Raw genomic sequence first — 23010 nt, 5'->3', positions numbered from 1 at the left:
CTACAGGTTGAGCGTGGCGCGGATGGCCTGGACGGCGTTGCGGATGCCGTTGTGGTCCGGCCTGGTGGACTGCAGCAGGCGCTCCAGGTTGCCGGCGAACTGGCTGCCGGCGGGGTAGCCGAAGATGCCGAGCGAGCCGGAGAACTTGTGCGCGATGTCGACGGCCTCTTCAAACTGCTGCGGCGTGGCGGAGCCTCTGGAGAGGGTGGAGACGAAGGCGTCGAGGCGGTCGAGGCGGTCGCGCACAAGCGGGAGATTGCGCTCCCAAACGGCGTCAAGCTGCAGCTTGAAACCCTGGCTGATGTTGCTGGCGGCGAGAACGGCGTTGCTATAGGCCATGTAGATCAACTCCAACAGAGGACGCTGGCGATCTGTCTTCCCAGCGTACGAGGGTCAAAGGGTTTGGCGACGACACCTGCGGCACCAAGGCCGGCGACGTGGCCGGAGTATGCGCGGGCAGTGAGAAAGAGAACAGGGACGGAAGCGAGGGCGGGGATGCACTGTGCCGCGCGCAGGGGTGTGGGGCCGTCCATGCCGGGCATGGAGAAATCCAGAAGGATGGCGTCAGGACGGCTGGTGGTGGCGCAGAGGATGCCTTCAGAGTCGGAGCCGGCTGTTTCGACGTGCCAACTGGTGGCACGGGGGTCAACGCGGTGACCTCGCGAATGTCGTCTTCATCGTCGATGATGAGGATGCGGCGCATAGAGAAGCTTCTCCCGAAGGTCTCCCGAGTCTACGATGGAGGCCGTGGGTAATGAACGAGGATACAGGGGCCCGGCTTGCAACCGGGTTCAATTGGGAACACCGGTGTTCGGAACGGAACTCCGCCCCTTCTGTGCTACCTGCAAGCATCCGCAACGGTCCCGGCCAGAATTGCCCCGTTTGCTGTGATACAGGTGGCAATGGCCGTCGTGGCCAGATGAATCCCGCGTTAAGACTAGCGCAACGTCAAGCTGCCCGACACCTTACTTAAGGCGCATTCGTAGTACGAGTTCAGACATTACGTGTGGGAAAGCCCGTCGCCGGTAAAAAGGAAATTCCTCTATTGGGAATCGGCCGAAGCCGCTATGAGGCGACGGCGACGGGGTTGGGGTCGGTGGAGCGCGCGAGGGACTCCATGGCCGCCTGGGCTTCGAGGGCGGCCACTTTGCGATTGGCGATAGCTGCGGGCGAGAAGGCGATGGGCTCCGGTGCGAAGGTGACTACGCCGTGGACGCCGTGGAGATCGACGAAGTTCCAGATGTGCTGCCAGAGCGTTTCTGGGCCCCAGTCGACGTCGTCGCGCACGGTTTTGCCGCGGGCGAGGTCGCGAGGGGTGAGGCTGTAGCGGATGAAGCCGTAGTGGACGGGGACGTCCGCGGCGATGGCCTGCGAGAGAAGGCCGCTGCGCATGGGCAGCACAGGGACGTCGCCCACGCCGGTGGTGCCTTCGGGGAAGAAGGTGACGGGAAGGCCATCGCGGAAGCCCTTGGCCATGCCTTCGGCAGCCTTGGCAGCGGAACCGCCGGCGCCGCGCGCGACGTAGATGGTGCCGGCCATGAAGCTGATCCAGCCGAGAACGGGCGTGGAGCGGAGCTCGATCTTGGAGACGAAGACGCCGGGACGTATGGCGGCGTGGATGAGGATGTCGACGTAGGTGAGGTGATTGGAGATGACGGCGCCGCTCATGGGGACGGGGCCGCGGGTCTCGTAGGTGACGTCGGCGGCGCGGCAGAGGCGGTTGCCGATCTTGCTGAGCCAGGCGGCGCGGGCAGCGCGGGTTTTGGGGCGTTGGATGAAGACTTCGACGATGGAGTAGGCGAAGACGAAGACGACTTTAAGGATGCGATAGACGCGGCGAGGAACGGAGACGATGGACAAAGGGCGATGGTCCTGGATTGGAGATACGCTGGTACTGCGTTTGCGGGTGCTGCTCTAAGAGACGGTTGAGGCGATGTGAAAAGATGCGGGGCTTGTGCCGTGGCGGGTGCGCTCCGCGCTGCGATGCTTCAGTGTACCGAGTATTGTGGAGATATGGGGAAGCTGCTTGAGCGCGTGGTGGTGGAGCCGTTGCTGCGGCTGATGCGCATGGGTGCGACGCCGGAGCGGCTGGCGTGGTCGCTGGCGCTGGGCGTGGTGGTGGGAGTGAACCCGCTTTTCGGGTCGACGACCCTGCTAGTGCTGGGGCTGGCGGCGGCGTTCCGGCTGAACCTGGTGGCGAGCCAGTTGGGCAATCATATGATGTATCCGCTGGAGATTGCGCTATTTCCGCTGTTCCTGAAGCTGGGGTCGCTGGTGTTTGCGACGGAGCGGCCGCCCATGGAAGGGCATCATCTGCTGGCTGCGGTGCGGCACCATCCGTGGGACACGACACGCGCGCTGTGGCTGTGGGAGTGGCACGCGCTGGTGGTGTGGGTCGTGTGCGCGGCGGTGACGATGCCGCTGGTCGCGCTGGCGCTGCGGCCCCTGCTGCGGCGGATGATGCACAAAGCAGAACTGGAGACGGTGTGACAAGCGGATAGATCGGCATCCCATCCATGACGCGATAAGACGGCGTCATGGATGGGGCACCCGGAAGCTAGTTGCCGTGGTACTCCTCAACCGGATCTGCGGAGTGGACCCAGGCGGAGTAGATGAGGTTGCGCAGCTCGATGGCGCCGGCCGCGATGCGCTCCTCCGTAAAGGCGCGGGACTCCGGCGTGCCTGCGCCGGTGAAGCCGCCTGCCTTATCGAGCTGATAGACCTTTTCGACGAGCACATGCGAGTGGTGGAGGTAGTCGAGATACTGGGACCACTCGTTGTCGAGGGCGACGGGCTTGGTGTCGGCGACAAGTTTGGCGATCTGCGCGTACTTGATGTTCTGGTGAACGAACGCGCTTTCAAACTGCGAGTGGATGTGGTGCTCGGTGGTGTAGCCGTTGGGATTGTCGCCGGTCCAGCCGTTGTACTGGATGGTGGTGTGCAGCGGCATGGAGCCGTCGCCGACGTAGTGGCCGAGGATGCCTGCGTCGTAGAGGATGGCGGTTTCGACGGGGCGGGTGGGCTTGTGTGCGGCGGCGAGCTTGCGGTACTCGCGCATGTCTACTTTCAGCTTCTCCCAGGCCTCCTCAACCGCCCAGGGCTGCATGCCGACCTTCTCCGGTGTGAGCTGGATGTTGGGGGTGCCGGGCTGGGCGGCGGCGAGGGCGCGGATGAAGTCGTAGCGCTTTTGGGGGAGCGGGCCGACAAGGTTGGCGTACTCGAGGTCGATGAAGTGGTCGGGCGCCTGTTCGGCGTTGAGCTCGGATTCGGCCTTGTTGCGCCAGCGGTCGGGCTCGGGCCCGAGGTACTCGATGGTGTTGAGAGCGTTGACGTCGCGCAGGAAACGCGGAACGTCGGTGGGTAGATAGGCGGCGGCGGCGCGGTTGATGATGCTGTGGCCGTCCACACCCCATGCCCACGCGGGCTGCGTGGCGAAGACGGGAGCAAGCGCAGAGGCTGCAATGACGCGGACAAAACCGGAGAGACGCATAGCAAAAGTATAGACGCGTAGATGGCTGCCGTATCCCATGAGCGGCCGTGCAGTATGCTGCTGCATGTAGCAGATGGAGTGGAGAGCACGATGGGGTTGCTGGAAGCGCGAGCATTGGTGGAGCGGCTGGGATGGACGAACAAGCTGCGTCCGATGGCGGTTGGAGCGTTTGTGGCCGACATGCTGGCGCCCGCGCGGCGCACGATTGTGGAGAGCGAGGATGGGCTCTCGTTCTATATCGACCCGCTGAGCAACTTTGGCCGCACGCTGGTGAGCGATGGCCGCTATGAGCCGAAGACGGAGCAGCTGATCCGCGAGCATCTGGCGGCGGGCGACAGCTTTCTCGATGTCGGTGCGAATGAGGGCTACTTCAGTGTGGTGGCGGCGAAGATCGTGGGTTTGGGCGGATATGTCGCTGCCGTGGAGCCGCAGGGACGGCTCTGCGATGTGATTCGCATCAACCTGGCGCTGAATGAGGTGCATGGCGCGGTCTTCCATGGCGCGTTGGGCGGAGCGACGGGCGAGACTACGGAGTTGTTTCATGCGCCGGCGCTGAATACGGGCTACTCCAGTGTGGTGAAGCGGCCGAAGTTTACGCGGAGCTCGGAGACGGTGACGTTCTTAGACCCGGCGGGGATGCTGGGCGGGCGCGAGCGGTTTGCGCTGGTGAAGGTGGATGTCGAAGGCTTTGAGGACGGTGTGGTGAGGAGCCTGCTGCCGCTGCTGCAGCAGGGCAAAGTCGGCGCTTTGCTGCTGGATTATCACGCGCCGATCCTTGCAGCGCGCGGGGTGGACCCGGTGGCGATCGAGCGTAGCGTGCTCGATGCCGGGATGAAGCTGGTGGGTGAGTATGCGCGGTTTGGAGACTATCGGCTGTATGTGCGTGGGTAAGTGGCGCTTGCTGCTTTAGGGGCTTTGTCCTAGAGCCACTTTGCGGGGCCGGGGTTTTCTATCGCGGATCTCGAAGACAAGGTGCTTTCCGAGAACATTCGCAGCACGGGTAAGAGTTTCGAGTGAGACTGCGGTATTTTTGGGGTCGAGGAGCCTGTCCAGCTGCGAACGGCTGGTGCACAGCTCTTTTGCCATGCTTTGCTTGGTCTTTCGCTGCTTCAGCATCTCCCGCTCAAACTGCCACGCGAGCACATTTTTGATGGCGATACTCTCGACTTCGTTCTTGATTCCTTCTTCTTCGAGGAAGTCGTCAAAAGAGCTGCCCGTGTGAGTAGCTGTTTTTTTCTTCGTGCTCATAGCGTGGTCCTCATCTCCTCTTGGTGCTGCCGTTTGTTTTTGCGGGCGAGCGCAAGGTCTTCGTCCGGAGTCTTCTGTGTCTTCTTGATGAAGCCATGCAGCAGGACCATGCGGCCCTCTATGTCGATATAAAACAGAACGCGAGCGATGCGTCCGCGCGTCAAGTTTGTACGGACCTCGTAAAGGCCGCCCTGCAAAGAGCGACAAGTCGGCATGCCGATCGGCCAGCCAAATTCGACTGTCTTGATATCGACACCGATACGCTTACGGTCTTCGATGGGCTGCATGGCCTTCAACCACTCGCGGACGGGTTCGCCGCCAGCAGCGGTGCGGAAGAAGACTGCGTTGATCCGTTTCATGCTCAATGGTGGAAGCGTCCCGACTTAACCACTGTACCGTATACGGTACAGTTAGACGAGCACGGGCTCTTCCGCAAGAACCGGGCTGCCGAAGACGCGGCGGTAGCGTTCGATGAGGTCGGCGGGGCCGGTGGCTTTGTTGGGGTTGTCGGAGAGCTTGACGCAGGGGATGCCGTCGGCGCTGGTGAGTTTGCAGACCAGCGAGATGGGGCCGAAGGTGTCCTGCTCGGCGCTGGGGCCGCGTGGGTGGCAGTCGCGGAAGTCGTTGGTGAGCAGCGTACCCCAGCCGGCGGAGAAGCGGATGCGGCCGTTGAAGTACTCATGCAGGCGGACGATAGTGCGCACGTCGAGGCCGTCGGAGGCGATGAGCCGTTTGGTGCGGGGGTCCTGACCGCGATGGATGAGCCACGCGATGTACTCGTCGCCGGCAACGAAGGGGTCTTTGCTGTCGATGCGCTGGCCGGTCCAGCGGGCGACCCAGTCGGGCGCGCCTTCGAGGAACTGCGTGGTGCCGAAGGTGTCTGGCAGGGTGATGAGCAGCTCGTTGTCGTAGCTGCGCGCCCACAGCTCGAGGACTTTGTACTGGCTGGCGCGGAGGTCGTCGTCGGAGCCGCGCGAGGCCATGGCGGCGAGCGCCATGGGCAGCTCATGCGCATTGGTACCGATGGCTTCGAGGTCGTGCTTGTAAGCGAGCGCCGTGTTGCTGGTGCCGGAGAGAGCGGGGCCGAGTGCGCGGGAGAGCGCCTGCACGCAGTACTCCTGCCAGAGAAAGCTGTGGCGGCGACGTGTGCCGAAGTCCGACAGCCGCAGGCCGGGGACGGTGCGCAGGAGCTCGATCTTGTCCCACAGGCGGGTTTTCGCGCGGGCGTAGAGCACGTCGAGCTCAAGCTCGTTCAGCTCGGCGAGCGCGGCGCGGGTCTTCATCTCGCTGACGATGGCGAGCGCGTAGACCTCCCACATGGTGACCTCGGTCCAGAGGCCGGAGAAGCGCAGGACAAGCTGTCCGGTTTTATCTCCGTTTGGGCCTGCGGTCTTTTCTTCGGATATCTCGTAGTCGGAGAGGTGGAAGTCGTTTTCGAGCCACGCGAGGAAGTCGGGATGGAAGATCTGCTTCGTTCCGTAGAAGGTGTTACCGGTCAGCCACACGAGCTCCGACCGGCGCAGGCGTAGGCCGCGGACGTGGTCGAGCTGCTCCTTGAGCGCAGAGGTTGAGATGCGCTCGGCGAGGCGCACCTTGACGGTGCGATTGTGGATCTCACTGGTGACCGGGACCTGGGGGAAGTTCTTCCAGATGAACTGCAGCATCAGCAGCTTGTAGAAGTCGGTGTCGAGCAGGGAACGCACGATGGGGTCGAGCTTCCAGTTGTGGTTGTGCGCGCGCTCGGCGAAGTTGATGTTCATCCACGATCTCCGGGTGTGAGTACAAGGTTACAGCGTGGATAGAGATGCGAGGAACGAGAGGCGCGATGCGAATCGCACTGAGAGATAGTGACAAGGGTGCTTGACATGGAAAGGACGCTTGACGTAAAGTTTGCTTGTCAGTGCGACGGAGGTTGTGCATGTTTTGTCAGGATAAGAGCGCGGCGTTGAAGCGGTATCAGAAGCGGACGCTAAGCGCGATGGTTGGATACTTTGTGATCTTGTTTGGGTGTGTGTGGTTGGTGAAGCATGTCAGTCCGCAGGGCTGGCCGCTGTATCTATGGGCGGTGCTGCCAGCGGTTCCCATCATTTTGGTGATGGTGAACATGGGGCTCTACCTGAAGGAAGAGACCGATGAATATCTACGGTTGCGGATGATGCGGTCACTCCTGGTCGCCACTGCGGCATTGTTGGGCCCTTTGGTGGTGAGTGATTTTGTGCGAGCGTATGCTCATGCGCCGGCGTTCCCGCCGTTTGTGTGCTTTGTGACCTTTTGTTTGGCGTTTGGGATTGCGAATGGCGTTCAGAAGCTCAGGGACAGAGCTACCGATGAATAACCGTCTGAAGCAGCTGCGTGGAGAACTTGGGCTCTCGCAGGAGGCGCTTGCGCAACGGTTGGAGGTGAGCCGGCAGAGCGTGAACGCGATTGAGACGGGGAGGTATGACCCGTCGCTGCCGCTGGCGTTCAAGATTGCGAAGGTGTTTGGGAAGCCGATCGAAGAGATCTTTGAAGAGTAGGGAGTAGGGAGTTGGGAGTAGGGAGTAGGAGAGTGGTGAGATGCGGAGATTGAGTAAAGAGCGCAGGCAGGTAGTGGTGCTGGCGGCGAGTCTGGCGGTGTTGAGCCCGATTGTTACGACAGTGACGAACGGGCATCCGGCGGCGCGCTGGGTGTGGCTGGGAGCGGAGTTGGTGGTGTTGACGATGGTGATTGTGAAGATGCTGCGGCTGCGCCGGAGCGGGTGCGAGTGACATCTGTCATGCGCGATTGCTGATGGGCGGCACTGATGTTTTTGCCGGTGAGCTTTGAGGATGAAGGTGTAGTGAAGGAGATGGCGATGCGAGTGATTCAGTGGCTGGCGACAGCCGTGCTGGTGTTTGCGGGACTTGTGCTGGTGCGTCCGGTGTTGTCGTAAGAAGGACAGTCCGATGCGGTGTTAGGATGTGGCTACCGTTTCACATCCATATCTTCGCAGGAGAAGCCTTATGTCGACTCTTACCTTGGTGCATGTTGCAATCAGCCTGGTTGGGATTGCCGCCGGTCTGGTGGTGGTTTATGGGTTCCTTACAGGGATGCGTTTGAAGGGATGGAACTGGTTGTTTCTGGTGATGACCATCCTGACGAGCGTGACCGGGTTCTTCTTTCCGATTCATAAGGTGACGCCGGGGATTGTGCTGGGAGTGATCTCGCTGATTGTGCTGGGGCTCGCGTTGCTGGCGCTGAAGAACGGCTGGACGAAGACGTACATCATCACGTGCTCGATAGCGGAGTTTCTGAATGTGCTGGTGCTGATTGTGCAGTTGTTTATGAAGATTCCGGCGCTGCACGCGCTGGCTCCGACGGGTAATGAGCCGATTACGGCGGTGTGCAAGCTGGTGGCTTTGGTGCTGTTTGCGGTGCTGGCGTGGCTGGCGATCCGGAAGAAGGCGTTCGTGCTGGTATAAGCGGATTTCAGGAGGGATTCCGGCCTGTGAAAATTCACAGAAAAACCGCATCGTTATTGGTCGAAACGCGATAAACTAGTCTTCGTTATGAAGACGAAAAAGGAACTCCTCCAAAACACAATCCAGCCGATCGACATCATGCAGCACAATGTTGTCTCGCTGGTCGATGCCATGGCTCCCATGGCGTATAGCTCGCGCGACCTGGCTCGCGCCGCCGGCCTCTACGAGATGATGCTGCGCGATACGGACTGTGGCGTGATTCTGTGCCTGGCCGGGTCGCTGATCTCGGCCGGTTTGCAGAAGGTCATCGTCGAACTGGTGCGCAACAACATGGTCGATGCGATTGTTTCGACCGGCGCCAACATCGTCGATCAGGATTTCTTTGAGGCGCTGGGCTTCCGCCACTACATCGCGCCTGATGAGTACAAGTACGGCGCGCATGACGGCGAGCTGCGCGAGATGCAGATCGACCGCATCTACGACACGTTTATCGACGAAGACGAGCTGCGCATCTGCGACGAGACGATTCACCAGATCACTAATTCGCTGGAGCCGCGCGCGTACTCGTCGCGTGAGTTCATCGTGGCGATGGGTGAGTACCTGGACAAGCACGGCCGTACGCCCAAGCACGGTCAGCCTGACTCGATCGTGTGGGCCTGCTATGAGAAGCAGGTGCCGATCTTCTGCCCGGCGTTCTCGGACTGCTCGGCGGGCTTTGGCCTGGTGGCGCACCAGCACGCGCGTCTCGGCAAGCCGGTTGTTTCGATCGACTCGGTGAAGGACTTCTATGAGCTGACGCAGCTGAAGATCGCGAACCCGACCACGGGTCTGCTGATGATCGGCGGCGGCGTGCCGAAGAACTTCGCGCAGGACATCGTGGTGGCCGCCGACGTGCTCGGCGTGGACGCCTCGATGCACAAGTACGCGATCCAGGTAACGGTGGCCGATGTGCGCGACGGTGCGCTCTCCGGCTCGACGCTGAAGGAAGCCAGCTCGTGGGGCAAGGTCGAACTGACCTATGAGCAGATGGTCTATGCCGAGGCGACGATTGCGTTCCCGCTGATCGCCGGCTACTCGCTGCAGAAGAACGCAGCCGCCGCGCGTACAGGCAAGAAATTTGCCCAGGTGCTGGAGCCGGTCACGGCGTAAAAGCAGCGCATCGCGACTAGTTTTGATGATGAGGAAACGGCGGAGCTTCGGCTCCGCCGTTTTGTTTGGGGATGGCGCATCCAATGAGGTAGGTTAGGGGGAGCGATGTTGGAAGTGCAGACCATCTCGACGAGCGCATCGGCCCTGCTGGGACGGAGCGTGGTGGACGCCGCGGGCAAGCCGCTGGGGCGGGTGAAGGAGTTCGCCGTCGATGTGCCACGTGATGAGGCGCATATCGCCGCACTGGTGCTGGAGCACCGTCGCGATGGCAAGAAGGAGCGCGTGCTGCTGCCGGTGACGCAGATCGTGCTGCCGGAGGTGGATGCTGGGGCGCTGGTGGCGCATGGCAAGCTGACCCCGTTCGTGCAGCCGAATGAGTTTCTGTTGCTGGACTATGACCTGCTGGACCAACAGATTATTGACGTGGACGGGCGCAAGGTGGTCCGTGTAAACGATGTGAACCTAGTGTGGGAGCCGGGTGCGGGCGTGGGCGAGACCGCCGGTCTCCGGATCGAAGAGGTTGAGGTCGGGACGCGCGGCGCGACCCGCAGACTTTTTAAGGGGCTGCCGATCCCCATGGTCGAAGGCATTGCGGAGCGCTTTGCGGCGCGGGCGATCCCGTGGGGCTGCGTAGACCTGATCGAACGCGATCCGGCGCGGCGGGTGCGGCTGAAGATCGGGCAGGAGCGGCTGGCGAAGCTGCATCCTTCAGACATCGCGGACATTTTGGAGGAGCTGGCTCCGGCCGAGCGTGGGGCTGTGTTCTCCAGCCTGGATGAAGAGACGGCCGCGGAGGCGCTGGAAGAGATCGAGCCGAAGTTGCAGAAGGAGTTGCTGGAGAGCCTGAACTCCGAGCGCGCGGCGGAGATTCTGGAAGAGATGGACCCGGGCGCGGCTGCGGACGCTCTGTCCGAGCTGAGCGATGAGCAGTCGGACGCGATCCTGGAGGAGATGGAGCCGGAAGAACGGCAGGACATCGAGGACCTGCTGGAGTTCTCGCCGGACTCTGCCGCCGGGTTGATGACAACGGACTATCTGAGCGTGCCGCTGGCGGCGACGGTCTTCGATGGTGTGCAGGCGCTGCGCACCTTTGAGGGCGATCCTGACAATGTGACGGAGATCTACCTGACCGGCGAGGGCGACAAGCTGGCGGGCGTGGTGACGCTACCGAAGCTGCTGCTGGCACCGAGCGATGAGCTGCTGCGCTCGCTGACGGATGGCCACACGGTGAGCTGTGGGCTGCATGCGCGCGACAAGGAAGTGGCCGAGCTGTTCGACAAGTACAACCTGCGCTCGCTGCCGGTGCTGGACGTGCATGGCGGCATCGCTGGGGTGATCCATGCCGAGCAGGTGATCGCACAGCTGCTGGCCGAGTAAAACAGGGGATAGTGGGCAGAGGACAGAGAAAGACAGAGGAGCGGCGGTGAAGATTTTGTATGCTGGTCAGCTCTCTGCGAACGACTCTGCGCTGTACAGGCTGTGGGCGCTGGAGCGGCTGGGGCATACGGTGGTGCCGCTGAACAGCTATGGCTATCAGCCGCAGAGTGCGCTGCTGCGGAAGCTGGTGCATCGCGCTCAGGTGGGGCCGTGGGTCACGCGGCTGAACCACGATGTGCTCGCGATGGCCGAGCGCGAACGGCCGGATGTCTTCTGGGCGGATAAGATGCTGGGGCTGCGGTCGCAGACGCTCGTGAAGCTTCGCAAGCTGGGCATTGCGAGCGTGAGCTACATGATCGACAACGCCTTCGGGCCACGGCGCGACCCCGGCTGGCGGCTGTACATGCAGTGCATCCCTGAGTTCGATCTGCATGTGGTGCAGCGCGACCGCAATCTCGCCGACTACAAGGCCTGGGGTGCGCGCGACGTGCTCAAGATCCAGACGGCATATGAACCGACGATCCACTTTCCGGCTGAGGGTGAGGACTATGTTGCGCGTGATGCGACGCGGTCGCGCGGGGTGTCGTTTATCGGCACGGCATATGACGATCGGCCCGAGTTTTTGACGCAGCTGTGGCGCGAGGGGCTGCCGGTGGTGATCTCCGGCGATAGCCAGTGGCATGAGCGGCTGGAGCCGGACGTCGCCGCGGCTTTGTATACCGGCGGTGAGCTGTACGGCGCAGCGTATCGCAAGGCGATCTGGGACGCAAAGATCAACCTGAGCTTCCTTACGCACTCCAACCAGGACGAGTTCGTGCATAAGAGCTTCGAGATCGCTGCGTGCGGCGGGTTTCTGCTGGCGGAGCGGTCGGAGGGCCACCTGGCTCGGTTTGTGGAGGATGAAGAGGCCGTCTTCTTTACGGGCTATGAAGAGTGCGCTGCGAAGATTCGGCAGTATCTGCCGGATGTTGCGGCGCGCGGGCGGATTGCGGCGGCGGGGAGGGCGCGGGCGGGGCGCGACGGATACGGCAACGATGCCCAGATGGCGAAGGTCGTAGAACGGGTGCGTCCGCTGATCGAACGGGCTTAGAAGCCTCCCGCAACGTTTGCGAAGTTAGCCAGGTTTCGCCACGGCTGCCCAGGTTAACCGGGGTGTAGCACACAGGGCCGTGGCTCGGGTTAGTCTAGAGAGAGCCGAGGAGCTACCGTGCAGATTTCACTTCACATCCAGAGCGTTCTTCGTGCTGCAAATCTCTGCGCGGCGGTGGTGGTGTGAGCTTCTGGAAGCGCTGGCGGACCAGCCTCTTTCTCTTCTTTGCGGTGCTTGGGCCGGGGTTTATCACGGCCAACGTCGATAACGATGCAGGCGGCATTCTCACGTACTCGCAGGCGGGCGCGCAGTATGGCTACCACCTGCTGTGGACGATGCTGCCGATCACGATTGCGCTGATCGTGGTGCAGGAGATGTGCGCGCGCATGGGCGTCGTCACAGGCAAGGGCCTGAGCGACCTCATCCGTGAAGAGTTCGGCCTGCGCATGACCTTCTTCATCATGCTGCTGCTGGTGCTGGTGAACTTCGGCAACGTCGTCGCGGAGTTTTCGGGCATCGCGGGTGCGATCCAGCTCTTCAGGGTGAGCAAATACATCAGTGTGCCGCTGTGCGCGCTGGGTGTCTGGCTGCTGGTGGTCAAGGGCGACTATAAGAGCGTCGAGAAGATATTTCTGGTCGCGAGCGGATTTTATATTTGCTACATCGTTGCGGGCGTGCTGGCGCAGCCCTCGTGGCACGAGGCGCTGATCGAGACCGTAAAGCTGCCGAGCCGGTCGGTGTGGAGCGACCGCAACTATGTGTACATGACGGTGGGCGTGATCGGCACAACGATCACGCCGTGGATGCAGTTCTACCTGCAGGCGTCCGTGGTGGAAAAGGGCGTGAACGTGAAGCAGTATGCCGCGAGCCGCATGGACGTGATTGTGGGCTCGTTCTTCACGGACATCGTCGCATGGTTCATCATCGTGGCCTGCGCGGCTACGCTTTGGACGCACGGCATGCGCAACATCAACCTGCCCTCCGACGCAGCGCAGGCGATGCGGCCGCTGGCTGGCGACTTTGCCTACATCCTGTTTGCGGCGGGCCTCTTCAATGCGTCGTTCTTTGCCGCGAGCGTACTGCCCATCTCCACGGCTTACAGTGTGTGCGAGGGCCTGGGCTTTGAGAGTGGCGTGGACAAGAAGTTCCACCAGGCGCCGTTCTTCTACTGGCTCTACACGCTGCTGATCGTGGCGGGCGCGGCGGTCGTGCTGATCCCGAACTTCCCGCTGGTGCCGATGACGATCCTGAGCCAGGTGCTGAACGGCGTGCTGCTGCCGTTCGTGCTTTACTTCATGCTCAAGCTCATCAACAAGAAGGACCTGATGGGCGAGTACACAAACTCATACTGGTTCAATATTGTGGCCTGGGCGACGGCGGTGATCGTGGTTGGGCTGACCGTGGTGATGCTCTGGCAACAGGTGCATCAGATGATGTCGCCCGCGTAGCGTTACCGGCCGTAGGGGGTTGTTGTCGAAACGAACGGGCTCGACGGTAGATGCCACTCGCTGAACGGCAACGGATGCGCGGGGTCGAACGGCGGGATACCGGGACGCAGGTACTTCTTCAGCGGCATGCCCTGGTCGCGGATGGTTTGCACGATGGCGCGCGCGAGCTCGTAGGCCCCATAGCTTGTGAAGTGCGTGTCGTCGTGCAACTCTTCAGGCTGGTCCGGAAATGTGTTCGCTGGGTAGTGGACGAAGGCGTGCAGTGTGCCCGCATCGCCGAGCGTCTCAAAGAGCGTCTTGCTCATCGCGTTCAGGTCGATGAGGCCCGTGTGCTGCTCGGCTGCGATCTCGCGCGTGGCCTGCGGGTAGTCGCCGAGCGTCTGTACGATCTTTCCGGCTGCGTCGAACTTGCGGCGGTTCATGGCCGTGACGAGGATCGGCGTGACACCCTTGGCGCGCGCATCCGCGATGAAGCGCCGCATCAGGTCCTTGTACTCAGGGATGGGCACAAAGCCTCGGCCCGGCTTCTGGTCGTTGTGCGCGAACTGCACCAGCAGGTAGTCGCCGCGCTTCCATGTGGATTCAACCTTGGCCAGGCGCCGTTCGCCGACGAAGCTCTTGATGGTCTCACCGGACTCTGCCTCGTTCGCGATGACGATCTTCGCGCCGAAGAAAACGGGCAGCATCTGCCCCCACGCGGCCCAGGGCTCTTTGTCCTGATCGACGACGGTGGAGTCGCCCGCGATGTAGACGGTGGGCACGTCGTCGACGCGCTTGATGGTGATGGAGCGGACGCTGGGGTGCTCGCCGTTGAACTCCAGCGTAAGCTTGTTGTCCCAGTCGAGCGCGCCGATCTCGCGCGGCTTCAGGCGAACCTCAACCGGGCGATCACCGGCCTTGGCAGCGCCGGCGATCACCGCTGTGCGCACATTGACGTTGAAGATGACCTTCTTCGAGCCCTTCGCTGGCAGGGAGAGTTCATCGACAAAGAGCCTGCGCGACTCCGCACGCACAGTTGTGGTCGAGGGCGCCGTGCCGCCGAGCTTGACCGTCACCTGGTAGTTGCCGTCCGTCGCAGCAATGGAGAAGAAGAATGGTTTGTCGCTGCTGCACGCGCCATTCGCCATGCTGGAGGGCGAGGCAATCAGGTCGAAGCCGTAGGCTGCGTCCGCCTTCGCTGCATCGAAGCGAGTGTCGGCGGTCAGAGCATGTTCCGCACCGTGGGCCGTCGCCGCGCAGGTGAAGCGTTGCTCCTGTGCGGCGAGATGACTGCTCGCGGCTGCGGCAAGCAGCAGTACGGCACTAACGGCAATAGAAACCCTGATTCGACGGTGCATCGCGACAGCTCCTGCGGGAGAGGTAGTTTTGGCTTGCAGACGGGCTCATCCTATACGTTTTAGAAATAGTTTGTCTATTGACACCCATGCTTTGCACTGCATAGAGTTTCCTGCGTAGGCTCCGATCGTTTTCCATACCCATGAGCAAGTCTCTCCCGACCTCTCTGTTCGTCCGTCTTCGCGTTCTTCTGTGCGCCTGGTTTCTTGTGTCTGCTGTGGCCGTCGCGCAACAGCCGGCGCGCAGCTTCGCCGTCGATGGCGACCACTTCGTGCTCGACGGCAAGCCGTTCCAGGTGATCGCCGGGGAGATGCACTATGAGCGCATCCCGCGCGAGTACTGGCGTGCGCGCATGGAGATGGCCAAAGCGATGGGTGTCAATACCATCGCAACATATGTCTTTTGGAACATGCACGAACCGCGCCCCGGCGTGTATGACTTCTCCGGTAACAACGACCTCGTCGCGTTCCTGAAGCTGACGCAGGCGGAGCACCTGTACGTGCTGTTGCGTGCAGGTCCCTACTCCTGCGCGGAGTGGGAGTTCGGTGGCTTTCCTGCGTGGCTGTTGGAGGACCCGAAGATGTCCACGGCGTTGCGTTCGAATGACCCGGCGTTCATCGTGCCTGCCGAGCGCTGGATCAAGCGGCTCGGTCAGGAGGTCGGGTCGTTGCAGATCGGCAACGGTGGCCCGATCATCGCAACGCAGATCGAGAACGAGTACGGTAACTTCTCCAACGACCACGCCTACATGGCGCATATGCGCGATATCTTTGTCGAAGCAGGATTCACAGAGTCGCTGCTCTATACAGTCGATCCCTCGAAGGCGTTGGCGAATGGCGAGATTCCCGGCATCTACTCCGGCGTGAACTTTGGAACGGGCAACGCCGAGCACGGGTTGAAGGCGCTCGAAGCCTCGCGGCCTGGCCAGCCGCTGTTCGCAACAGAGTACTGGCCTGGCTGGTTCGACCTGTGGGGGCATCCGCATCAGACGCGTCCTATTGCCCCACAGCTCCAGGACCTGAATTACATTCTCGGCCACGGCGCATCCATCAACATCTACATGATTCACGGCGGTACCAGCTTTGGCATGATGGCCGGCGCGAGCCAGAGCACCGGTGCGTATCGCGGGAACGTGACGAGCTATGACTACGACGCGCCTATCGACGAGGCCGGACATCCGACACCGAAGTTCTATGCGTATCGCGATGTGATTCTGAAGTACACGCATGAGAAGCCGCTGCCCGTGCCTGCGACGCCTCCGGTGATTGCAGTGCCACAGTTCACGCTCACGCAATCGGCCTCGTTGTGGGACCGTCTGCCGAAGCCGATTGAGTCAGAAAAGCCGCTCACGATGGAGCAGGTGGACCAGGCTTATGGCTACATCCTCTATCGCAAACAGCTTCCAGCTGCGTTGCACAACGCGCAGCTGCACCTGGATACGATGCAGGACTTCGCGCTGGTGTATCTCGATGGCAAGTTTGTAGGCACGCTCGACCGCCACTACCACCAGGAGACGATTGCGCTGAGCACGGACGGGCCCTCGCGGCTCGACATTCTTGTAGAGAACACCGGTCGGCTCAACTCCACCAAGTGGATGCGCAATGAGCGCAAGGGCATCCGAGGCGCAGAGCTTGACGGCGCACCACTGACGGGTTGGCAGATCTACTCGCTGCCCATGAGTGAAGTACCGGCGGTTTCCGGACATGCGCCTGCGTCCGCAACGCCCGCGCCGCACTTTGCGGCCGGCAACTTCAGGCTTGCGCGTGTCGGGGATACATTTCTCGACGTGCGTGGGCTCGGCAAAGGGCTCATCTGGATCAACGGCCACGCGCTCGGCCGCTTCTGGGACATCGGCCCGCAGGGCACGCTCTACGTGCCTGGGCCATGGCTGAAGAAGGGCCGCAATGATGTGGTGATCTTCGAGCTGCTGAAGAACGATCCCGCGCCGAAGCTTGCCGGGCTTACAACACCGATACTCGACGCACCGACGCCGAGCTATGAAAATGATCCGGAGCGAAAGAAGAAACCTGCGGCGGATGCCGAGTTCGGGCCCAAGCTCGCGGCGCCTGCGTCCGCACCCAACGCACCCAAGGAGTAGCTGCACGATGATCACCGCCTTCCGCACTTCGCTTCTTCTCGCCACCCTGGCGGTCGCGCCATTGGTTGCACAGTCGCCCAATCCGGCGCCGCTGTCGCCCTCGTTGCCGCAGCTTGAGCAGGGCTTCCTCAATCCGCCCAACAGCGCGAAGCCGATGGTGCGCTGGTGGTGGTTTGGGCCCGCGGTCGTGAAGCCGGAGATCCTGCATGAGTTGGAGCAGATGAAGGCCGACGGCATCGGCGGCGCAGAGCTGGCGTTCGTCTATCCTGAGGTGCTCGACGATCCTGCGAAGGGTCTGAAGAACCTGCCATTCCTCTCGCCCGCCATGCTGGATGCCGTGCGCTATGCGCAGGAGCAAGGCCGCAGGCTCGGGCTGCGCATCGACATCACGCTCTGCAGCGGCTGGCCGTATGGCGGACCCAGCACTCCGCTCGCGCAGGCGGCGGGGCGTCTGCGGACGATAGAGATTGCAGTGCCTGCGAACGCGACATCGGTCAGCGTTCCAACGCTCGGTCAGGGTGAGTCGTTTCTCTCCGCATCGATTGCGAAGGGTCATCTATCGCCGACCGGCGGCCCGCAAGGGCACCTCCTTCCCGGCAGGCCCGTTGGCTGGGATGCGAAGTCTGCGCAGCCGTTGACTCTTGCGTCAGGAACCATCGCGATCGGTGCTTCTTCGTCGCCTCGCGTGGCGCTGTTCTTCGTCGCGGGGCATACGAAGCAGGAGGTGAAGCGCGCGGCCGTCGACGCCGATGGCTACGTGCTCGATCCGTTCTCGCACCAGGCGGTCGCCACGCATCTTGAGAAGGTTGGCGGCCCATTGTTGAGTGCCTTCGGCAGCACGCCGCCGTATGCCATCTTCTCGGATTCGCTCGAAGCCTACGGAGCTGACTGGACGCCGGACCTGCCTGCGCAGTTTCTCAGACGGCGCGGCTACGACCTCATTCCGCATCTGCCTGAGCTCGTTGCAGGCGGCTCGTCCGAGGCGGACAAGGTGCGGCACGACTGGGGCGTCACGCTCACCGAGCTCGTCAACGAAAACTATCTGACGCAGATCAACAACTGGGCCAGCGAGCACCACACCAAGTTCCGCTCGCAGACCTACGGCGAGCCGGCCGTCGACTTCTCCTCGCAGAACCTTGTTGCGCTGGCTGAAGGCGAAGGCCCGCAGTGGCGTGCGTTCTCCACGCTGCGCTGGGCCACGTCCGCGAACCACGTCTTCGGGCACGATGTAACCAGCGGTGAGACCTTCACCTGGCTGCACTCGCCTGTCTTCCGTGCCACGCCGCTCGACATGAAGGCCGAGGCCGATATCGACTTCATCATGGGCGAGAACCAACTCATCTTCCACGGATGGCCTTACTCGCCGCCGGACCACGAAGTACCCGAGCCGGGCTGGTCGCTCTACGCCGCAGCGAGCTTTAACAACCACAATCCATGGCATCCGGTGATGCCCGCAGTTACCAGCTACATTGCGCGCCTTAGCTGGCTGTTGCGGCAGGGCCAGCCGGCGAACCAGGTCGCCATCCTGCTGCCCACCGACGATGCGTGGGCGAGCTTCACGCCGAGCCATGTAAGCGTGACCGCTGCGATGCAGAAGCTCGTTACGCCCGCGTTGATGTCGGCGATCCTCTCGGCTGGCTATAATGCGGACTTCATTGACGCAGCTGCCATCGACAAGATCGGCTTCGGCACGCATCAAGTGCTGCTACTGCCGCCCACCGATCGCATCCCACTCGAAACGCTGAAGAAGATCCACGAGTACGCAGCGAAAGGTGGCAAGGTAATCGCTGTCCAGCATGTGCCTACGATGGACGCAGAGGGCAATGCGTCATCCGAACTGACGCAGCTTACTGAAGCCATCGCCGTCGTTCCGGACTACGCTTCACTCCCGCAAGCCCTGCATAACGCAGCCGCGCCCGACCTGCGGCTCACGAATGCGGACGATGCTGCGAAGAACGCGATCGGCTTCATCCGCCGTAAGCTCACGCAGGCTGATGTCTACTACGTGGTGAACACGAGCAACGAGCCGGTCAACGCGGATGCAGCTTTCGCAACATATTTCAGCCACGGTGCACAGTGGAGCCCGGAGACGGGCCGCGCCATCGCTGCTGTCAGCGCGGAGAACGAGAAGATCAACCTCGCACCGTACGGGTCTGCACTCTACGTCTTCAGCGACGCGGCAAGCCCACATACTGCATCAGCAGAAGCTGACAAGCAGCTTGTCGACATCACCGAAAACTGGAAGGTCGATTTCACCAGCCTTAGCAAATCAAGCGAAGAGCACACGCTCACGGACTGGACAACCGATCCTGCCACAGTGCACTACTCCGGCGAGGTGGACTACACGCGCGACGTGACGCTCACGAAGCTGCCGCACGCGCCAGTCTATCTCGCAGTCGATGGCGGCACCGCGCTGCCGGGCGCGCCGAACTCGCCGCCGGAGCACCCAGTGCTTGGCTCAAACGGTCTACCGAACCCGCTCATCACGCCCCCCGGCCCCGGTATGCACGCGTACTTCGAGCCGCCCATTCGCGAGGCCGCGCTCGTGGTCATCAACGGCCAGCCGGCGGGCGCGCTGTGGCATCCACCGTATCGGCTCGATGTCTCAAAGCTGCTTAAACCCGGTGTGAACCATATTGAGATCCGCGTCTTCAACACGGCGCTCAACGCGTGGTCCGCGCTGCCGCCGCATGACTACAAGCCGCTCATCGCCAAGTATGGCGACCGCTTCCAGATGCAGGACCTCGACAAGGTCAAGTCCATCTCCAGCGGCATCCTGGGCACAATTCACCTCGTCACGGAGTCCGCACAATGAAGTCACTCTGCACGCTCGTTCTTTGCAGCCTCGCGCTCGGTGCCTCCGCGCAGAAGACCTTCTCGGTCGATAAGTACGGCGCAAAGCCTGGCGGCACAACGATGGACACCGCCGCGATCCAGAGCGCCATCGACGCGGCGGCGAAGCACGGCGGCACCGTCATCTTTCCCGACGGCACGTACCTCACCGGCTCGCTCTTCGTAAAGTCGGGCGTGACGCTGCGCATCGACAAGGGCGTCACGTTGATGGGCTCGCAGGACATCAAGGACTACCCGGAGCGCCCAACGCGCGTTGCGGGCATCGAGATGACGTGGCCCTCCGCGCTCATCAACGTCTACAAACAGACAGGCGCGACCATAACCGGCGAAGGCACCATCGACGGCAACGGCAAGGTCTTCTGGGACAGCTACTGGGCGCTGCGCAAGATTGACGAGCCCAAGGGCCTGCGCTGGGCTTCGGACTACGACGACAAGCGCCCGAGGCTGATCCAGATCTTCGACTCGTCGAAGGTACGGCTGGGCGGCGGTCTCAACCTGCATCGTTCGGGCTTCTGGACGGTGCATATCTGCTACTCGCACGATGTTGTCGTGGATGGCGTGACGATCCGCAACAACATCGGCGGCCGCGGTCCGTCCACTGACGGCATCGACATCGATAGCTCGAAGCACATTGAAGTGATGCACGCGGACATCTCCGTGAACGACGATGCGCTGTGCCTCAAGGCGGGCCGCGACTCTGACGGCCTACGCGTCAACCGTCCCACCGAAGACATCAAGCTTCACGACAACGTAGTGCGCTCTGGCGCGGCGGGTGTCACCTTCGGATCGGAGACCTCCGGTGGCTTCCGCAACATCGAGGCCTGGAACATCACCACCATCGAGCATGTGCCGGTCGGCATCCTCTTCAAGTCCGCACACACACGCGGCGGCTTTGCGGAGAACATCCGTCTGCACGACTTCACCATGGTGAACACGCCGGTGGTTCTGCGCATCACCATGAACTGGAACCCCAGCTACAGCTATGCGACGATCCCCGCGGGCATGACCGGCTATCCCAGCTACTACAAGACGCTCACGACGGTTGTTCCTGCGGAGAAGGGCATCGCGCACGTGCACGATGTCCACATCTGGAACATCCACGCCACGGGCGCGAAGACAGTCTTTGAGGTGGACGCGTACCCCAACGCGCCGGTCTACAACGTGCGGCTCGACCACTGGGATGTGCAGGCGCAGGCGGCGGGCCACATCGACGATGCGAAGAACTGGACGTTCTCCGACGTGAAGCTCAACACCGCCGACCACAGCGTCGTCGCGCTCACTGATGATACGAACGTCATAGGAATTGCCACACGCGAGGTCCCCCGCGCATCACAGCCTGACCCGGCGAAGAAGAGCTTTGCCGAGCAGGACAAGCAGTGATGGCATGCGGAGCTCGCGGGCGCTATAATCGTCTCTGTTGAGCGGGAGTAGTTCAGTGGCAGAACGTCAGCTTCCCAAGCTGAATGTCGCCGGTTCGATCCCGGTCTCCCGCTCCATAAGACATCGCTACAAACAGAAAGGCCGCGCCCGAGAGCGCGGCCTTTCTGTTTGCTTCGAACATGCTAGTGCTTGATCACCTGCGCTGTCTCCGTCTTCTGTTCGGAGGGCAGCTTGTGGTCTTCGAGCGCGAGTGCCTCGGGCATGTAGGTCAGCGCCTTCTGCACCTGCGGGTCCCACTCGGTGATGACCTCGTTGCCCAGCGTCTGGCCGAACTGCGAGGTGAGCAGCTCCTTCTTGATCATCGCTTTGGTCCAGTCGAGGTTGTCGACGAACTCCTTGTCCGTGTAGTCGATGTTCTTCGACTTCAGGAAGGCCTTGAAATCCTGCTGCATGGCGTCGTCGACGGCCATGTCCTTGGTGATGGTGTGCGTCGCCAGGTAGTGCTTGGAGAAGTCGAAGAACGCATAGTGCTGCAGGGTCACGTCCTGGAAGTGATCGCTCTTTAGCTCGGGGATCTTCTCATCCGGCGTGATGCCGCCGCCGCCGTAGACGATACGGCCAGAGTCGGTGTGCTCCACTTCCTTGTTGGTGTCGTTCGCCGGAAGCGCATCGTTACGCACGTAGTAGTAGTCATACAGCGAAACGCCGTTGTAGTTGCGCTGGATCAGCCGTCCCGAGGGCGTGTAGTAGTGGAAGGTCGTCAGTGCCAGTCCGCTGTTCTCGCTGATAGGGAACACCGTCTGCACGAGGCCCTTGCCGAAGGTGGTCTCGCCGACGATCAGCGCGCGGTCATGATCCTGCAGCGCACCGGAGATGATCTCCGCCGCCGAAGCGGTGTTGCGGTTCACCAGGATCACGATAGGATACTTCGCGTCCGAGCCGCTGGGCGCACGGTACACCTGGTCCGGGAAGGCGCGGCCGCGCTGCGAGACCACGACCTGTCCCTTCTGCAGGAACTTGTCGCACACGTTGACGGCTTCATTCAACAGGCCGCCGGGGTTGCCGCGCAGGTCGATGACCAGACCGTTGAGGCCGGGGCCGAACTTATCCAGCGCCTCCTGCACCTCGTGCGAGGTCGTCTCCATCTCGTTCGTGACGTGGATGTAGCCGATGCCCGGCTTGATCATGAACGCCACATCGACTGAGTACTGCGGAATCTCATCGCGCATCAGGTCGAAGACCAGCGGCTTGGCCGAACCTTCGCGGCCCATGGTCACGCTCACGTGCGTGCCGCGCGGTCCCTTCAGCAACGAAGCCACGCCCGCCGAGTCCAGGCCCTTGGTCGACTTGCCGTCCACCGCAAGGATCACATCGCCCGGCCGGATGCCGGCGCGGTAGGAGGGTGTACCCTCCATCGGAGCGAGCACAACGATCTTGTCGCCCTGCGGCTGGATGCGCATGCCTACGCCAAAGTACTTGCCGCGCTGGTCCTCGCGCATCTGCGCGTAGGACTTGGGGTCGTAGAAGTTCGAGTGTGGATCGAGCACATGCAGCATGCCCGGGATCGCGCCGTCGTAGATGGCCTTGTCGATCTTGTCCGGGTCCATCTTGTCGGCATAGTTCTGCTCCACTAGCGCGTAGACGTCGGTGAACGACTTCATCGAGTCGCGCAGGGTGGATTCGTCGGTCGCCGACTGGGCTGCCACGCGGCCACCCAGCAGGGAGCCGGTCAGCGCGCAGGCTGCCAGAAAGAGGGTCGCGGAAAAGAGAGCGCGTCGTGTAGAAGAAGAGGCCATACGGGTGGGGGAACCTCGATCGGAAAAGCTCAAGAAAAGCTCGGTACAGCAGTGCAAATCAGGCCCGGCTTGTTCTCCGGTTTTGGCGCTGGCGGGCCGTCGGCACACGCCTGCGGCCTGCCGCAACAGTTGGACGGAGTATAGCATCCGGGGGTTAGCCGGGGCATAGCGGGGCTACTGGTTTTCGGTCGACAACCCTGCTTCCCACACCCCACGCTCGCCCGTCTCACGGTTAGAATAAGAACGTCGGCGTCTTGCTCCTGCAGTGGGCCGTCGGCGTACCTCTGCCCAGCACCCTCTGTACT

The 23010-nt window shown here is 62.1% G+C and carries 23 protein-coding genes and 1 tRNA gene; 15 read left to right on the top strand and 9 right to left on the bottom strand.

What is annotated here, in order from left to right; translation table 11 throughout:
* The 3 genes from GOB94_RS04500 to GOB94_RS04490 form a co-directional block, all read right to left on the bottom strand.
* The gene (locus GOB94_RS04500; protein ID WP_182277692.1) at positions 1-339 is read right to left on the bottom strand and encodes an Hpt domain-containing protein; all 339 of its coding nucleotides are present in this window, start codon (positions 337-339) and stop codon (positions 1-3) included.
* Positions 340-344: 5 nt separating this feature from the next.
* On the bottom strand, positions 345-593 hold the full coding sequence (locus GOB94_RS04495; protein ID WP_255484386.1) for a response regulator: 249 nt from the start codon (positions 591-593) through the stop codon (positions 345-347).
* A 472-nt stretch (positions 594-1065) separates the two neighbouring features.
* The gene (locus tag GOB94_RS04490; protein ID WP_182277691.1) at positions 1066-1860 is read right to left on the bottom strand and encodes a lysophospholipid acyltransferase family protein; all 795 of its coding nucleotides are present in this window, start codon (positions 1858-1860) and stop codon (positions 1066-1068) included.
* 153 nt (positions 1861-2013) lie between these two features.
* Between GOB94_RS04490 and GOB94_RS04485 the strand changes: the two genes are divergently transcribed.
* Positions 2014-2490 (top strand): DUF2062 domain-containing protein, encoded by a 477-nt coding sequence (locus GOB94_RS04485; protein ID WP_182277690.1) that lies wholly within the window; start codon positions 2014-2016, stop codon positions 2488-2490.
* 67 nt (positions 2491-2557) lie between these two features.
* Here the strand turns inward: GOB94_RS04485 and GOB94_RS04480 are convergent, their stop codons facing one another.
* A complete protein-coding gene (locus tag GOB94_RS04480; RefSeq protein WP_182277689.1) occupies positions 2558-3490 on the bottom strand; it encodes a S1/P1 nuclease in 933 nt (310 codons plus the stop codon).
* 21 nt (positions 3491-3511) lie between these two features.
* On the opposite strand from GOB94_RS04480, the gene GOB94_RS04475 reads away from it, so the two are divergent.
* Positions 3512-4381, top strand: coding sequence for an FkbM family methyltransferase (locus tag GOB94_RS04475; protein ID WP_182277688.1), 870 nt, complete (start codon positions 3512-3514; stop codon positions 4379-4381).
* Positions 4382-4396: 15 nt separating this feature from the next.
* Here GOB94_RS04475 and GOB94_RS04470 read toward each other — a convergent pair whose 3' ends face one another.
* Genes GOB94_RS04470 through pncB form a run of 3 tightly spaced genes read right to left on the bottom strand, consistent with a single transcriptional unit; the run spans position 4397 to position 6498 of the window.
* On the bottom strand, positions 4397-4738 hold the full coding sequence (locus GOB94_RS04470) for an XRE family transcriptional regulator (RefSeq protein WP_182277687.1): 342 nt from the start codon (positions 4736-4738) through the stop codon (positions 4397-4399).
* A complete protein-coding gene (locus GOB94_RS04465) occupies positions 4735-5097 on the bottom strand; it encodes a type II toxin-antitoxin system RelE/ParE family toxin (protein ID WP_182277686.1) in 363 nt (120 codons plus the stop codon). The genes GOB94_RS04470 and GOB94_RS04465 overlap by 4 nt, the downstream gene beginning before the upstream one ends.
* Before the next feature lie 51 nt (positions 5098-5148).
* A complete protein-coding gene (gene pncB, locus GOB94_RS04460) occupies positions 5149-6498 on the bottom strand; it encodes a nicotinate phosphoribosyltransferase (RefSeq protein WP_182277685.1) in 1350 nt (449 codons plus the stop codon).
* Between the two features lie 158 nt (positions 6499-6656).
* Here pncB and GOB94_RS04455 point away from each other — a divergent pair, with 158 nt between their 5' ends.
* From GOB94_RS04455 to GOB94_RS04420, 9 genes are all read left to right on the top strand, one after another.
* Entirely contained in the window at positions 6657-7073 is a 417-nt protein-coding gene (locus GOB94_RS04455) for a hypothetical protein (RefSeq protein ID WP_182277684.1), read from the top strand.
* Positions 7066-7254, top strand: coding sequence for a helix-turn-helix transcriptional regulator (locus tag GOB94_RS04450; protein ID WP_182277683.1), 189 nt, complete (start codon positions 7066-7068; stop codon positions 7252-7254). Before GOB94_RS04455 ends, GOB94_RS04450 begins: the two co-directional genes overlap by 8 nt.
* Positions 7255-7294: 40 nt before the next feature.
* On the top strand, positions 7295-7486 hold the full coding sequence (locus GOB94_RS04445) for a hypothetical protein (protein WP_182277682.1): 192 nt from the start codon (positions 7295-7297) through the stop codon (positions 7484-7486).
* Between the two features lie 35 nt (positions 7487-7521).
* Positions 7522-7650: a hypothetical protein gene (locus tag GOB94_RS16785; protein WP_255484236.1), complete on the top strand. Its 129-nt coding sequence runs from the start codon at positions 7522-7524 to the stop codon at positions 7648-7650.
* A 70-nt stretch (positions 7651-7720) separates the two neighbouring features.
* Positions 7721-8179 (top strand): hypothetical protein, encoded by a 459-nt coding sequence (locus GOB94_RS04440; protein ID WP_182277681.1) that lies wholly within the window; start codon positions 7721-7723, stop codon positions 8177-8179.
* Between the two features lie 87 nt (positions 8180-8266).
* Entirely contained in the window at positions 8267-9328 is a 1062-nt protein-coding gene (locus tag GOB94_RS04435) for a deoxyhypusine synthase (protein ID WP_182277680.1), read from the top strand.
* A gap of 105 nt (positions 9329-9433) precedes the next feature.
* A complete protein-coding gene (locus tag GOB94_RS04430) occupies positions 9434-10705 on the top strand; it encodes a CBS domain-containing protein (protein WP_182277679.1) in 1272 nt (423 codons plus the stop codon).
* Positions 10706-10751: 46 nt separating this feature from the next.
* Positions 10752-11795 carry a glycosyltransferase gene (locus GOB94_RS04425; protein ID WP_182277678.1) on the top strand — a complete coding sequence of 348 codons (1044 nt, stop codon included), beginning with the start codon at positions 10752-10754 and terminating at the stop codon, positions 11793-11795.
* 182 nt (positions 11796-11977) lie between these two features.
* Entirely contained in the window at positions 11978-13243 is a 1266-nt protein-coding gene (locus GOB94_RS04420; protein ID WP_182277677.1) for an Nramp family divalent metal transporter, read from the top strand.
* 2 nt (positions 13244-13245) lie between these two features.
* Here GOB94_RS04420 and GOB94_RS04415 read toward each other — a convergent pair whose 3' ends face one another.
* Positions 13246-14580, bottom strand: a complete 1335-nt coding sequence (locus tag GOB94_RS04415; protein ID WP_182277676.1) for a rhamnogalacturonan acetylesterase — start codon at positions 14578-14580, stop codon at positions 13246-13248.
* A 140-nt stretch (positions 14581-14720) separates the two neighbouring features.
* Between GOB94_RS04415 and GOB94_RS04410 the strand changes: the two genes are divergently transcribed.
* The 4 genes from GOB94_RS04410 to GOB94_RS04395 all read left to right on the top strand — a co-directional run bounded on the left by GOB94_RS04410 (position 14721) and on the right by GOB94_RS04395 (position 21025).
* A complete protein-coding gene (locus GOB94_RS04410; RefSeq protein WP_182277675.1) occupies positions 14721-16676 on the top strand; it encodes a beta-galactosidase family protein in 1956 nt (651 codons plus the stop codon).
* Between the two features lie 7 nt (positions 16677-16683).
* Positions 16684-19491 carry a glycosyl hydrolase gene (locus GOB94_RS04405; protein WP_182277674.1) on the top strand — a complete coding sequence of 936 codons (2808 nt, stop codon included), beginning with the start codon at positions 16684-16686 and terminating at the stop codon, positions 19489-19491.
* A complete protein-coding gene (locus GOB94_RS04400; protein ID WP_182277673.1) occupies positions 19488-20909 on the top strand; it encodes a glycosyl hydrolase family 28 protein in 1422 nt (473 codons plus the stop codon). The genes GOB94_RS04405 and GOB94_RS04400 overlap by 4 nt, the downstream gene beginning before the upstream one ends.
* A gap of 41 nt (positions 20910-20950) precedes the next feature.
* A tRNA-Gly gene (locus GOB94_RS04395) sits at positions 20951-21025 on the top strand.
* A 66-nt stretch (positions 21026-21091) separates the two neighbouring features.
* Here GOB94_RS04395 and GOB94_RS04390 read toward each other — a convergent pair.
* Positions 21092-22705, bottom strand: coding sequence for a S41 family peptidase (locus GOB94_RS04390; protein WP_182277672.1), 1614 nt, complete (start codon positions 22703-22705; stop codon positions 21092-21094).
* Positions 22706-23010: the final 305 nt, after the last annotated feature.

Source organism: Granulicella sp. 5B5 (assembly GCF_014083945.1).
In the GTDB taxonomy this organism is placed as follows: Bacteria; Acidobacteriota; Terriglobia; order Terriglobales; family Acidobacteriaceae; genus Granulicella.
This window is presented reverse-complemented; position numbering and strand designations above follow the sequence as displayed.